General features: G+C 43.3%; 1 protein-coding gene. It reads left to right on the top strand.

Features of this window, described 5'->3' with window-relative positions; translation table 11 throughout:
* A partial coding sequence (locus J7R05_RS07370) for a GTP-binding protein (RefSeq protein ID WP_208541780.1) occupies positions 1 to 746 on the top strand: 746 nt, incomplete at both ends.

Below are 746 nucleotides of genomic sequence, written 5' to 3'. Positions count from 1 at the left end.
GTTTGGAAAGATACCCGAATTAATATTGTTGATACCCCTGGTCATGCTGATTTTGGTGGAGAAGTTGAGCGTATGCTCAATATGGTAGATGGAGCAATTGTGCTTGTTGATGCCGCTGAAGGGCCTATGCCGCAAACCAAATTTGTTGTCGGCAAAGCATTGAAAGTAGGTTTACGTCCTATTGTTGCCATTAATAAAATTGATCGCCCTGATGCGCGTGCTGACGAAGTTATTAATGAAGTCTTTGACCTTTTTGCTGCTCTTGATGCAACCGATGAACAGCTTGATTTTCCCATCCTCTATGGATCAGGACGCGATGGATGGATGGCTGAAGCCCTTGAGGGACCAAAAGATCAAGGACTTAGCCCTCTGTTTGATCTTGTAATCCGCCATGTTCCTTCTCCTAATGTAGCAGAAGGACCATTTCGTATGATCGGAACTATTCTTGAAGCAGATCCATTTCTTGGGCGAATTATTACAGGCCGTATTCATTCGGGCTCTATAAAACCCAATCAAAGTATTAAAGTTCTTGGACAAGATGGAAAGCTTTTAGAAACTGGGCGTATTTCGAAAATTTTAGCATTTCGTGGGTTAGAGCGGCAACCTATTGAAGAAAGCATTGCCGGTGATATTGTAGCAATCGCTGGGCTACAAAAAGGTACTGTTGCTGATACTTTCTGTGATCCCACGGTCAATGAACCTCTTACCGCTCAACCAATTGATCCTCCCACTGTTACTATGAGCTT

Source organism: Bartonella capreoli (assembly GCF_902813205.1).
GTDB classification, from domain to species: Bacteria; Pseudomonadota; Alphaproteobacteria; order Rhizobiales; family Rhizobiaceae; genus Bartonella; species Bartonella schoenbuchensis.
The sequence above is the reverse complement of the archived record's forward strand: the minus strand, read 5'-3'. Positions and strand labels throughout refer to the sequence as shown.